The following is a 12,214-nucleotide window of genomic DNA, read 5'->3' as shown; positions in this document are numbered from 1 at the left end:
ACCCACGTGGAGTAAGTGAAACCCGGGAAGCGCCCGCCGCCCTCCTCGATGGCCTCAGCAGCCCCGCCTCAGCCGCTGCCTCAGCCGCCCGCCTCAGCGAAAAGCCGTCAGCCGAACGTCGGCGGGCCGCCGTCGGAGCGGGATCGCCGCACCCCGAACATCACCAGGTACGCCGCCGCCGCCAGCGCCACGACGGCGGGCGGGATCGCCAGCGGGAGGTGCCCGGCCAGCAGCGCCAGCACGGCCAGCACCACCCCGGCGAGCAGCAGGAGCCCGGCCGCCAGCAGGCGGAGGCTGAGCGCGTTCGACGGCGGGGGCGCCTTCGCCCATCCTCCCCGGCCGGCGCCGTGCACGCCGGGCACGCCGGTGTCGCTCACTTCCTCCTGCTCGGGCGGCTCACGCAGCACGGGAGCGAAGAACTCGTCGTCGGTGTCGCGGTCTCGCCTTTCCATGTCTCCGTCACCTCCGTCCGCGGGGTCACGGGCGCCATTCGTCGCGCCAGCCTGGGCGCAGGCGGTAGCCGTACGCCAGGCGGCGCAGGGTGCCGCAGGGTGCGGCGGTCTCCTCCGCGCACGCCGGGCAGCGCCGCGCCGCGCCGGTCGGTGTGTGCTCGTCGAGCAGCATGAGCTCCGCCTCGCAGCGGGCGATCGCGTCGGCGGGGTCGTGCAGCGCGATGTGGATCGCCTCGACCGGCTGGAGCAGGTCACCGTCGTGGAAGCCGATCGCCTCGACGCCGCGTCCTTCGCCGAAGTCCAGCCGATGCCCGGAGTCGTCCAGCTGGTATCGCCACGCCCGTGCCCCGGCGGTCTCGGCGATCGCCCGGTCGGCGGCGATCTGCGTACGCAGCCACTCCGGCAGCTCCCCTCCGTCACCGGCCGGCGCCTCGGGACCGTCCATCTGGCGCAGGAACGGCGTGACGACGGCGTTGAGCTCCCCGACGAGCGCCTCCAGCGAAGCCTGGGCGTCGTCGAGGTTGGGCAGCCCTTCGGCCCGCGCCCGGGTGGGTGTGGGCAGGCGTTCCCCGGCCAGCGGCACGCGCAGCTCCAGCGTGCTCAGCGCGGTGCGCCGCTCGTACGGCGGCGCCGCGTACCCCGGCTCGCCCGCGCCCTGCCGCTGCCAGCCCGACCACCCGCCGGGGAGCCGGACGGGGGCCGGGGCGGCGAGTTCGACGACGGCCAGCGGGCCCGGCGCCTCCTCTGGCCGGTGGCAGGTCGCGTCGAGCACGCGGGGATGACAGCGGACATAGGGGGATTCGGCCATCGGGCGGGTGGCCACCTCCCACGCGCCCAGCGCGAAATGCAGCGGATCCAGCGTGACGCCGCCGGCCGCCGGCTCCCCCTCCGCCGCCGCGAAGGCGTGCCGCCACCTGCGCAGGTGCTCGCCGTACCGGGCCTGTGTGCCCTCGTGCCCGGCGTCGATCCAGAACGCCTGCGTCCCGGCCATGCGCTCCCCCGAAGGTCAGCCCTTGATCTCGATGCGGCGGGCGCGGCCCTGCTCGGTCTTGGGCACGTGTACGGTGAGTACGCCGTCGGTCAGCTCTCCGTCGATGTGCTCCATGTCGGCGTCGTTCGGCAGGATCGTACGGTAGACGAACTTCCCGGTACGCCGCCGCAGCGTCCGCCCCTTGTCCTCCTCGCTGATCTCGCCGGAGACGCACAGCTGGTTGCCGTCGAGCTCGACCTGGATGTCCTCCCGCTTCAGCCCTGGCAGCTCAGCGCGTACGATGTAGGCTTCCTCCGTCTCCTCGGTCTCCGCCATGGGCCGCCAGGCGGCGGTCTCGGTCTCCCCGCCCTGCTCGAACAGCCGGCCCATCTGGTCCCACAGCTGCTGGAGCTCGGTGAAGGGGTCCCAGGGCCGGGCCGGCCACGGGCCGCCCTGCGCCGGTACCCGATGGCGCCTGATCGGCAATGTCATCGCCGCTCACCTCCATGACGACGAGGGACGCGTACCGTCCCGCTCCGATTCACCTCGCCCCTACCCCCGCTCTCATCCGCAAACCAGCCCGCCGACGTCGCTGAAAAGGGCTCCACCGCAGGTCAACGAGGGTGTCGAGCCCGCGGAACAGGGCAGCCGGAGAGTATGGCCGAGATGACGCTGGCACTGGCCGGAGACACCATGCTCGGGCGCGGGGTGGCCGAACGGCTGGAGCAGACCGCCGATCCCAGGGAGTTCTTCGACGCGGGCGTCCGTGCCGCGCTCGCCGGAGCCGACCTGGTACTGCTCAACCTGGAATGCTGCGTCTCCGCCCGCGGCCGGCCGTGGGACGCGCTGCACAAGGCGTTCCACTTCCGCGCCCCGCCGCGGGCCGCCGCGATGCTCGCCGAGTTGGGTGCGGACGCGGTCAACCTGGCCAACAACCACGCGCTCGACTACGGCGACGACGCCCTGCTCGACACCGTCGACGGGCTGGCCGAGGCCGGGATCCGTACCGTGGGGGCGGGCGCCGACCTGGAGCGCGCCTGGGAACCCGCCGTGCTGGAGGCCTGCGGGCTGCGGCTCGGCGTGCTGGGCGTCACCGACCATCCCGCCGACTTCGCGGCCACCCGCGGCCGGCCGGGGGTCGCGTACGCCGACCTGACCGCGGGGGTGCCGCAGCGGCTCACGGCGGCGATCAACGAGCTGCGCGAGCGCGCCGACCTGGTCCTCGTCACCGTCCATTGGGGCCCGAACATGACGGCCGAGCCCGTCCCGCACGTCCGCCGCGTGGCCGGGAAGCTGGTCGACGCCGGGGCGTCGCTGGTGGCCGGGCACTCCGCGCACGTCTTCCACGGGGTGACCGGGCCCATCCTGTACGACCTGGGCGACTTCGTCGACGACTACGCCGTCGATCCCGTGTTGCGCAACGACCTCGGCCTGATCTTCCTGGTCACCCTTGACGAGCGGGGGCCGCTGCGGCTGCGTGCGGTGCCGATCGCGCTCGACTTCTGCCGTACCCGGCTGGCCGATGAGGAGGAGGCCCGCTGGATCCGCGCCCGCTTCGCCGCCGCGTGCGCCGCCTTCGGCACGGAGGTCCGCGAGGAGGCGGGTACGCTCGCCGTCACCCTCCGGCCCCCCGCGTGATGGGGATCCCGGGGTCAGGTGGCTTCGGTCAGCGTGCCGTTGAGGAAGACCGTGGTGATCGCGGCGCTGGCCTGCTCGGCTCCCAGGCGGCCGGACATGACCTGGGACACGCCGCCTTCGACGATCCCACGGTAGAGCGCGAACAGCACGTCCGGCGGGATGTCGGCGCGGAAGCGGCCCTCGCGCACGCCGCGCTCGATCTGGTCGCGCAGCGGCCCGAGCAGCCGCTCCTTCAACTCCTCCGCGCCGTGCTCCTCGCCGAACAGCGCCAGCGCGCGGTATTCGTGGGTCGCCGCCACCACGGCGCGGGTCAGCCGCGCGATCGCCTCGTCCGGGGCCACCTCGTCGAGCCTGGCATCGGTGATCCGGTCGTGCAGGTCGGCGAGCGCGGCCTCGGTCAGCGCCTTGACCAGGGCGTCGCGGCTCGGGAAGTAGCGGTAGAGGGTGGCGCGGGCGACGCCGGCGGCCGTCGCGATGTCGGCCATGCTCGCCTTGTCGCCACGCTCGGCGAGCACGGTCGCCGCGACGCGCAGGATCCCGGCCTCGACATGGGCCCGGAGCGTTGAGTTCTTGACCATCCCGGCCGATGTTACCTCCGCCTCAGAGGGGGCTACAGCCGTGACAGGGCGTGGTCGGAGGCGTGGACGAAGGACGGGAGGAGTTCGATACCCCAGCCCGGGGCGGTGGGGACCGGTACGGCGCCGTCGGTCACCTGGGGCATCGGGCCGTAGACGTCCTGGGTCCACGGGGTGGTCTCGATGCTCCACTCCTGGGGGTGGATGCAGGAGGGCATCGCCGCGGCGAGGTGCAGGCTGAACACGCGCAGCAGTGAGTCGTTCGCGCAGTGCGGAGTGCACGGGATGCCGGCGGCCTCGGCGAGTACGGCCACCTTGCGGGCCCGTGAGACGCCCCCGATGTAGCCGATGTCCGGCTGCACGATGTCCACGGAGCGGGTGGCGATCATGCGGTTGAACTGCGGGAGCGAGAAGTCCTGCTCGCCGCCTGAGACGGCGATGTCCAGGGCCGCCGCGACCTGGGCGGTGGCCTCGAGGTCGGGGAAGGGGCAGGGCTCCTCGAAGTGGAAGTAGCCGTGCTCCTCCAGCATCCGGCCGACCCGGATCGCCCGGGGCACCGAGAAGCCGCCGTTGGCGTCGGCCGACAGGTCGGCGTCCGGGCCGAGGACCTCCCGCAGGTGCCCGATGATGCGCTCGGTACGGCCGGGCGCGGCGTCGCCGTCGCGGCCCATGGCCTCCCCGACCCTGATCTTCACCGCGCGGAAGCCCTGCTCGGCGATGAGGCCGCCCAGCCGCTCGGCCTCGTCCTCGGGGCTGATGGTGCGGGACATGCTGGAGGCGTACATCGGCACGGTGGCCCTGGCGCGCCCGCCGAGCAACTGGCACACGGGCCGCCCCGCGGCCTTGCCCATGACGTCCCACAGTGCCGTCTCCACCCCGGCGACGGCGCGGTGCAGGAAGCTGCTCGCCAACTTGTAGTGCGTCCTCAGGCACTCGTCGACCAGTGCCTCGGCGTCCCACGGGTCGCGGCCGAGGAACATCGGCGCCACCATCGTGTGCAACACGCGGACCGTGGTGTCCGCCTCGTAGGGCGCGGCCTGCCCGATGCCCTCCGCGCCGTCGTCGGTACGCACCCGGACGACGGCGAGCGGCCCCCGGGTCAGGGTCTCGATCTCGGTGATCTTCACAGGTGCTTCCTCAACGCGTCGACCAGATCGGTTCGTACGTCACACCGGTCGAACCTGAAGGAGTCCGCCAGCTCGCGGGCCTGCTCGGCGTCGATCCCTGCGAAGCGCTCGGCGAACTCGTCCACCATCGGCTCGGCGAGCAGGATGTGGCGCACCAGCACGTGGATCCACTGCCGCTGGCCGAACGGCGGCGGGTCGAAGCGCGGATACTCCTCGGCCACGGCGTTCTCGATCGGCTCCAGGAGGTGCCGCACACCGGTGTCGACGCCGCCCCACACGTCCACCCCCAGCCGTGCCTTCTTCTCCAGGACAGGGGCGATCCTGCGCACGTAGGGCGAGTCGGCGGCGGCGTGGGCCACGCCCTGCAGCCCTATGTCCTTGTACGTCCACAGGCTCCAGCCGGCGGAGTGCTCGTCGTAGATGCCGAGCTGGTCGGCGAGTACGCGGTACCGGGCGGCGTCGTACGCGGGATCGCCGCCGTACGGCGTGCTGTAGACGGGCCCGAACTCGCCGACCCAGACGGGTGTGCCGGTGCGGCGCATGTACGCCGACCGCTCGAGGAACCTGCTCTCCAGGTAGGCTCGGTCGACGTGCTGACCGCGTGAGATCCCCGGGTAGTCGCCGCTGTCGGCGAAGCCGGCCAGGGCGTAGTCGTGCACGGTGTAGACCGTGCCGGGCAGCGGGTCCTCGAACTGCTCGAAGTCGGTGGCGTGCCGGTTGCCGTCCAGGAAGATGACGTGCGCGGGGTCGACGGCCCTGATGGCCGCGTGCAGCCGCTCGTAGAACGGGCCGATCCGGTCGCCGGACGGGTCGGCGGGCTCGTTGAGCGGGTTGTAGCCGGCCACCCACGGGTTGTCCTTGTACCGGTCGGCGAGCGCCTCCCACAGGTGGACGACCCGGTCCTGGAAGTGCCGGTGGGTCCAGAACAGCGACCGGTGCGTGGGGTTGTCGCTGTGCCAGCGCTGGTTGTGGTAGCCGGGCGCGGCGTGCAGGTCGAGCACGGTGTAGAGGCCGTTGCGCGCGCACGTCTCGATCACCCGGTCGAGCAGCAGGAAGCCCTCCTCCTTGAGCTCCATCGGCCGGTCGTCGTCCTCGAAGTGCCGGTAGTTGAAGGGCACCCGGACGGAGTTCATGCCGAGGCCGGCGAGGAAGCTCGCGTCGTCGTCGGCGAAGAACACGTCGAGGAAACGCTCGAAGAAGGCGTCGTAGACGTCCTGGCCGAGCACCCGGCGCAGCGCGGCACGCTGCAGCTCCTCGGTCGAGGGGTAGCCCGTGATGAAGTTCTCCATGTTCATCCAGCCGCCGAGCCCGACGCCGCGCAGGCGAACCGCCTCGCCCGACGCGGTCACCAATCGGTCGCCGTTGATGTGCAGCCTTACGGACTCGTCGTGCATGGTGGTGCGACAGCTCCTTGAGATGGGGGTCATTTGCTGAATCCGGCCGTCAGGCCGCGTACGAGGTGGCGGCGTCCGAGCACGTACGCCACCAGCATGGGCAGGGTGGACAGCACGACGGCGGCCAGCACCGCGGGGACGTCCACCGTGAACTCACCCTGGAACGCCCACAGCGCCATCGGCAGCACGCGCAGGTCGGCGCTCTGGGTGAGGATGAGGGGGAACAGGAAGCCGTTCCAGACGTGCAGCGCGTCGTAGATGCCCACCGTGACGAGGGCGGGCCGGGCGAGCGGCAGCACCAGACGCCACAGCATGACCCAGTCGGTGGCCCCGTCCATCCGCATGGACTCGAACAGCTCCTTGGGGATGTCGCGGATGAAGTTCGCCAGGATCAGCACGGTGATCGGTATCGCGAACCCGATGGACGGCAGGATCAGCGCGAGCAGGCTGTCGTACAGGTGGAGCCGCGTGATCATGTAGTAGAGCGGGATGATCGTGGCGTGCACGGGGATCGCCAGGCCGAGCAGGAAGGCCGAGAAGCTCATGCGGGCGATCCGGCCCTCCCCGCGCACCACCGCGTACGCCGCCATCAGCGACAGCGCGACCGTCACCACCACCGAGGCCACCGTGATGACGACGCTGTTGAGGAAGTATCGGCCGAAGCCGCTCTGCAGCACGAGCGCGTACTTGTCGAGCGACACGTGGTCGGGGATCGCCAGCGGGTTGCCGGAGAAGAACCCGGCCTGGCCGCGCAGGCTGGAGATCACCACGTAGTAGATGGGCACGATGATGACGGCCAGCCAGACGAACCCGCCGATGCCGGCGCCGATGTTGGGCAGCCTGCGCACCCGCCTGCCGGGGGCCGAGGCCCGGGAGCGGTGGCCGGAGGTGGCGATCGTGGTCGGGGCGGCCATCAGAGACCTTCCTGTTCACTGCGCATGCGGGCGAAGCCGGTGTACTTGGTCATCGTGAAGGCCAGCGCCAGCCCGACCACGACCAGGATCACGGCGAGCACGCTGGCGCTCCCCATGTCGTTGGCCGTGAAGCCGGTGAGGTACATGTGGAGCGGGAGCAGCCTCGTCGAGTTCCCAGGACCGCCCGCGGTGAGCACGAAGACCACGTCGAAGTAGGTCAGCGAACCGGTGACCATCAGCGTCGACGACGTGACGATGGTGTTGCGGAGCTGCGGCAGCGTGATGTAGCGGAACTGCTTCACCCGCCCGGCTCCGTCGATGTCGGCGGCCTCGTAGAGCGAGCCGGGGATCTGCCGTACGGCGGCCTGGTAGAGCAGGGTGTGGAAGGGGACGAACTGCCACGCGATCACGAAGATCACGATGTAGAGCACCAGGTCCGGATCGCCCAGCCAGTCCTGGCTCATGAAGCCGAGGCCCGGCACCCCGCCCAGCCCGAAGTTCGGGTCGAGTACGGCCTTGAACGCGATGGCCACCGCGGCCGAGGACAGCAGCAACGGGATGAAGTAGAGCACGGCGAGCACGGCCCGGTAGCGCTGCGTCCCGGCCGTGAACACGCCAAGCAGCAGGCTGATCGGCGTCTGCACCAGCCACGAGACCACCATGATCTTGACCGTCAGGATGAGCGCGTTCCCTGTCACCGGGTCGCTCAGCACCCTGGTCCAGTTGCCCAGCCCTTCCCAGGTGATGGGGCCGAGGCCGTCCCAGTGCGTCAGGCTCAGGACCACGGCCCCCGCCAGCGGGACCACGGCGAAAATCACGAACATCACGAGCGCCGGCAGGGCGAGCATCCCGCTGCGGGTACTGGTATGCGAAACAGACACGTCGTACCCGCCTCAGCCGCGGATCGTGGCGTTCATGGAGGCGGCGAACTGCTCCGGGGTGATCTGTTCGAGGAAGATCTGCTGCAGCCCGGTCAGCAGCTTGTCGGCTTGTTCGGGGGCGAGCGCCTGGTCCAGGGAGAGCTGGAAGTTCGGCGCCTTCGCCGCCACGTCGTAGATCATCGAGAAGTACGCCGGGTCTTCCGACTTGGCGATGGCGTCCTCCATGCCGGACACGGGCGGCACGTTGCCCGCCGCCAGCAGTTCGGCGGCGTACTTCTCGTTCAGAAGGTCGCTCTTGATGTAGTCGCGGGCCGCCTGCTTCTGCGCCGGGGTCGCCGCCGACGAGATCGACCAGAAGTTGGTCGGGTTGCCCACCACGTCGGCGGGGTCGCCCTTGCCCCCCTCGACGGCCGGGAACGGGAAGTAGCCCAGCTTGCCGCCGCTGATGAACTCGGGGTCGGCCGTCTTGATCGTCTGGTACGTCGCCGGCAGCCCGAGCGTCATCGCGGCCTTACCGGTGTACATCAGCGCCACGTCGGCGCCGCTGTCGGTGGAGATCGAGGAGAAGCCGTTGACGAATCCGCCGGCCTTGACCAACTGCTGGATCTTCTGGTTGGCCTGCGTCACCGCCGGGTCCGACCAGGCGTCCTTCTTGCCGGCGATCACGTCGTTCATGACCCTGGGGCCGCCGATGCGGTCGATCAGGTACGCCAGCCACGGCAGCAGCGGCCACTTGGCCTGCCCGCTGACGGTGAACGGCGCGACGCCCGCCGACTTGAACCGCGGCACCAGCGCCATCAGCTCGCCCCACGTCTTCGGGGGCTGCGCGCCGATCTTGGCGAACATGTCCTTGTTGTAGTAGATCACCACGGGCTTCACGCCGTTGTTCGGCACCGCGTAGGTCTTGCCGTCCACCGTGCCTGCCGCGGCGATCGCGGGGAGGAAGCGTTCCTTGACCGCCGGGTCCGCGGCGAGGTCGCTGAGGTCCTCGACAGAACCGGCCTCCACGTACGACTTGAGCACGCCGCCGCCCCAGCCGTAGATCAGCGTGGGCGCCTGCCGCGCTCCGACGGCGGTCCTGATCTTCTGCTTGTAGGGGTCGTTGGCGAACTTCTGGATGGCGAACTTCTGCTGTGGATGCGCCGCGTTCCACGAGTCGAAGGAGCTCTGGAACGCCTTCTCGGTGACGCCACTGATGATCCACGCCGAGGGGCCACCGCCGTCGCCTCCTGAGGTGCCGCCGCCCGGCTGAGGGCCGGAGGTCCCGCACGCGGCGACGCCGGTCATCAGCGCGGCGAGCCCCATGGCGAGCAGCACCCTGGGCGAGCCGACCGCTGTCTTCATGTCCTTCACCTTCCTGACCGTCCGGACACCTGACCGTCCGGACACGTCTCCGGCCTGGCCCCGCACACAGCCGGTTTCGCTTCGGTTAGCCGACATCGTGCAAGGGTGCCCACGCTCATGTCAATCGTTATCGATAACGTTTTACATGAGGTACGATCCTTGCTGTGAACAGTGGCCGCGTGACGATCCGCCATGTCGCCGAGCGGGCCGGCGTCTCGGTGGCGACGGTTTCCAAGGTGCTCAACGACCGCTACGGCGTGGCGGCGGCCACCGTCGACCGGGTGCGCGAGGTCATCGAAGAGCTGGGCTACGAGTCCAGCCTCGTGGCCCGGAGTCTGCGTAACCACCGCACCAACGTGATCGGGGTCCTCGTCTGGGACATCGAGCCGTTCAGCGCCGAGCTGCTCAAGGGCGCCGCAGGCGCGATCAGGGGCACCGACTACGAGTTGGTGGTCTACGCGGGCGGCGGCAAGGGCTCAGGCCGGCTCGGCTGGGAGCGCCGCTATTTGTCACGCCTGTCCGGCACGCTGATCGACGGCGCGGTCATGGTCACGCCCACGGTCCTCGACGTCGACAGCGGCTCCCCGGTCGTCGCCGTCGACCCGCACAGCGGGCGCGAGACCGTGCCGACGGTCGACGCCGACAACCTGCAGGGCGGCCGGATCGCCACTGACCACCTCATCGGCCTCGGCCACCGGCGGATCGGGTTCCTCGGCAGGCCGCCGCGCGACCTGGAGTCCGGCCCCCTGCGCGAGGCGGGCTACCGCGCCGCGCTGGCCGACGCCGGCATCCCCGTCGACCCACAGCTCGTCCGGGCCGCCGGCTACGACGAGAGCGACGTGCGCAACGCGGTCCACGACCTGCTCAGCCTGCCCGAGCGGCCCACCGCGATCTTCGCCGCCAACGACGTGTCGGCCATCTCCACCATGGAGGTCGCCATGGCCATGGGCCTGCGGGTGCCGGGCGACCTCTCGGTCATCGGCTTCGACAACGTTCCAGAGAGCATGATGACCGAGCCGGCCCTCACCACCGTCGAGCAGCCGATTCAGCTCATGGGCCGCCTCGCGGTGGAGATGCTGCTGGAGATGCTGGCCGGCCGCGAGCCTGCCCAGCGGCACGTGCGCCTGCCCACTCGCCTGGTCACCCGCGCCTCGTGCGCCCCTCTCCCCGGCGGGCCCGGCCTGCCGGACCTGGCGGACGACGCCCGCCTGCCCGTCCAGCCCCGGTCGTAGGACGGCTCTCCTCCTGGCGCGCGCTCGTTGACACTTGCATCCCTTTGCTGAGACAGTGACGTCTCATCAGAGGTCTGAAGTGTCTCATGGAGGAGAGCCGATGGACCAGTCGGATGAGGAGATCCGCGACGACGTCTCCCGCCGGGGTTTCCTGGCACGCTCCGCGGCCGTCTCGGCGGCCGCCCTGGTGGCCGCCGGCCAGGGCGCGAGCCCCGCCGCCGCCACCGCCCCAGCACAGGTCGGCGCGACGACCCTGGACGTCGCGCTGAACGTCAACGGGCACACCCGCAGGCTCACCCTGGACGCCGGGGTGACGCTGCTGGACGCGCTGCGCGAGCGGCTCGACCTGACCGGGACGAAGAAGGGTTGCGACCGGGGCCAGTGCGGCGCGTGCACCGTACACGTGGACGGCAGGCGGGTGCTGTCCTGCCTGACCCTGGCGGCGTCCGTGACCGGCCGGCCGGTCACCACCATCGAGGGCCTGGCCGACGGCGATCGGCTGCATCCGGTGCAGGAGGCGTTCCTGGAGTGCGACGGCTTCCAGTGCGGCTACTGCACGCCCGGTCAGATCATGTCGGCGGTCGCGCTGATCGACGAAGGACACGCCGGGAGCGACGCCGAGATCAGGGAGTTCATGTCCGGCAACATCTGCCGCTGCGGGGCGTACCCGAACATCGTGGAGGCCGTGAAGGCGGCGGGGAAGGGGGAGGGCTGATGCGGCCGTTCACGTACGCGGCTCCGGAAAGCGTGCGGGAGGCGCTGGAGCGGGCGGGCGCCGGCTCGGCGTTCCTGGCCGGCGGCACCACGCTGGTCGACCTGATGAAGCTGGAGGTCGTCGCGCCCGAGCACGTGCTGGACATCACGGGGCTGCCGCTGCGCGGGATCGAGCGGCAGGGCGGCGGCGTGCGCATCGGCGCGATGGAGCGGATGAGCGACGTGGCCGAGCACGCCCTGGTCACCCGCGCGTACCCGGTGCTCGCCGAGGCGCTGACGCAGAGCGCGTCGCCGCAGATCAGGAACATGGCCACGATCGGCGGCAACCTGCTCCAGCGCACCCGCTGCGGCTATTTCCGCGACGTCGCCATGCCGTGCAACAAGCGCGACCCGGGGTCGGGTTGCCCGGCCATCGAGGGCGCGAACCGGACGCACGCCGTGCTGGGCACCAGCGACGCCTGCGCGGCCACGCACCCCAGCGACCTCGCGGTGGCGCTGGTGGCGCTGGACGCGACGGTACGCCTGGCCGGCCGCGACGGCACGCGCGACGTACGCCTCGCCGACTTCTACCGGCTGCCGGCCGGCACCCCGCACCAGGAGAACGAGTTACGGCCCGGCGAGCTGATCGCCGCCGTGTCGGTGCCCGCCCTGCCCTGGGCACGGCGCTCGACGTACGTGAAGGTACGCGACCGCCGCTCGTACGAGTTCGCGCTCACCTCGGCCGCCGTGGCCGTGGACGTCAGGGACGGCGTCATCGCAGGCGCGCGGGTCGCGGCGGGCGGCGTGGGCACGCGGCCCTGGCGGCTGCCTGCCGTAGAGCGTGCGCTGATCGGCCGGCGGATGACCGAGGAGGCGTTCGAGTCGGCCACGGCCGGCGCCGCCGAGGGGGCCAGGCCGCTCGCGCACAACGGCTTCAAGCCCTCGCTGCTGCGCAGAACCATCGTCCGCGCTCTCATGAAGCTGGCAGGCTGAC

Annotated in this window: 13 protein-coding genes; 4 read left to right on the top strand and 9 right to left on the bottom strand. The window is 71.1% G+C overall.

Features of this window, described 5'->3' with window-relative positions; all coding sequences use genetic code 11:
• Positions 1-107 precede the first annotated feature (107 nt).
• The 3 genes from ITP53_RS08155 to ITP53_RS08145 are packed head-to-tail and all read right to left on the bottom strand — an operon-like array spanning position 108 to position 1,914.
• Positions 108-452, bottom strand: a complete 345-nt coding sequence (locus ITP53_RS08155; RefSeq protein WP_195894695.1) for a hypothetical protein — start codon at positions 450-452, stop codon at positions 108-110.
• Positions 453-477: 25 nt separating this feature from the next.
• Positions 478-1,443, bottom strand: coding sequence for a DUF6221 family protein (locus ITP53_RS08150; RefSeq protein ID WP_195894694.1), 966 nt, complete (start codon positions 1,441-1,443; stop codon positions 478-480).
• 15 nt (positions 1,444-1,458) lie between these two features.
• On the bottom strand, positions 1,459-1,914 hold the full coding sequence (locus tag ITP53_RS08145; RefSeq protein WP_195894693.1) for an Hsp20/alpha crystallin family protein: 456 nt from the start codon (positions 1,912-1,914) through the stop codon (positions 1,459-1,461).
• A 174-nt stretch (positions 1,915-2,088) separates the two neighbouring features.
• Between ITP53_RS08145 and ITP53_RS08140 the strand changes: the two genes are divergently transcribed.
• A complete protein-coding gene (locus ITP53_RS08140) occupies positions 2,089-3,060 on the top strand; it encodes a CapA family protein (RefSeq protein WP_195894692.1) in 972 nt (323 codons plus the stop codon).
• Positions 3,061-3,074: 14 nt separating this feature from the next.
• On the opposite strand, the gene ITP53_RS08135 is transcribed toward ITP53_RS08140, so the two are convergent.
• Genes ITP53_RS08135 through ITP53_RS08110 form a run of 6 tightly spaced genes read right to left on the bottom strand, consistent with a single transcriptional unit; the run spans position 3,075 to position 9,295 of the window.
• Entirely contained in the window at positions 3,075-3,638 is a 564-nt protein-coding gene (locus tag ITP53_RS08135) for a TetR/AcrR family transcriptional regulator (RefSeq protein ID WP_195894691.1), read from the bottom strand.
• Positions 3,639-3,670: 32 nt separating this feature from the next.
• Positions 3,671-4,762, bottom strand: a complete 1,092-nt coding sequence (locus ITP53_RS08130; protein WP_195894690.1) for a mandelate racemase/muconate lactonizing enzyme family protein — start codon at positions 4,760-4,762, stop codon at positions 3,671-3,673.
• Complete coding sequence (locus tag ITP53_RS08125; RefSeq protein ID WP_195894689.1) at positions 4,759-6,156, bottom strand: glycoside hydrolase family 5 protein; 1,398 nt, start codon at positions 6,154-6,156, stop codon at positions 4,759-4,761. Before ITP53_RS08125 ends, ITP53_RS08130 begins: the two co-directional genes overlap by 4 nt.
• A gap of 29 nt (positions 6,157-6,185) precedes the next feature.
• Positions 6,186-7,070, bottom strand: coding sequence for a carbohydrate ABC transporter permease (locus ITP53_RS08120; protein WP_195894688.1), 885 nt, complete (start codon positions 7,068-7,070; stop codon positions 6,186-6,188).
• A complete protein-coding gene (locus ITP53_RS08115; protein ID WP_195894687.1) occupies positions 7,070-7,918 on the bottom strand; it encodes a carbohydrate ABC transporter permease in 849 nt (282 codons plus the stop codon). Before ITP53_RS08115 ends, ITP53_RS08120 begins: the two co-directional genes overlap by 1 nt.
• A 45-nt stretch (positions 7,919-7,963) precedes the next feature.
• A complete protein-coding gene (locus ITP53_RS08110; RefSeq protein WP_195894686.1) occupies positions 7,964-9,295 on the bottom strand; it encodes an extracellular solute-binding protein in 1,332 nt (443 codons plus the stop codon).
• A gap of 164 nt (positions 9,296-9,459) precedes the next feature.
• Between ITP53_RS08110 and ITP53_RS08105 the strand changes: the two genes are divergently transcribed.
• The 3 genes from ITP53_RS08105 (at position 9,460) to ITP53_RS08095 (ending at position 12,213) form a co-directional block, all read left to right on the top strand.
• Positions 9,460-10,527 (top strand): LacI family DNA-binding transcriptional regulator, encoded by a 1,068-nt coding sequence (locus ITP53_RS08105; RefSeq protein ID WP_207755657.1) that lies wholly within the window; start codon positions 9,460-9,462, stop codon positions 10,525-10,527.
• A 100-nt stretch (positions 10,528-10,627) separates the two neighbouring features.
• Complete coding sequence (locus tag ITP53_RS08100) at positions 10,628-11,242, top strand: (2Fe-2S)-binding protein (RefSeq protein WP_195894685.1); 615 nt, start codon at positions 10,628-10,630, stop codon at positions 11,240-11,242.
• Entirely contained in the window at positions 11,242-12,213 is a 972-nt protein-coding gene (locus ITP53_RS08095) for an FAD binding domain-containing protein (protein WP_195894684.1), read from the top strand. The genes ITP53_RS08100 and ITP53_RS08095 overlap by 1 nt, the downstream gene beginning before the upstream one ends.
• Position 12,214 lies beyond the last annotated feature (1 nt).

Origin of the sequence: Nonomuraea cypriaca (assembly GCF_015645445.1) — a bacterium.
Taxonomy (GTDB): domain Bacteria; phylum Actinomycetota; class Actinomycetes; order Streptosporangiales; family Streptosporangiaceae; genus Nonomuraea; species Nonomuraea cypriaca.
The sequence above is the reverse complement of the archived record's forward strand: the minus strand, read 5'-3'. Positions and strand labels throughout refer to the sequence as shown.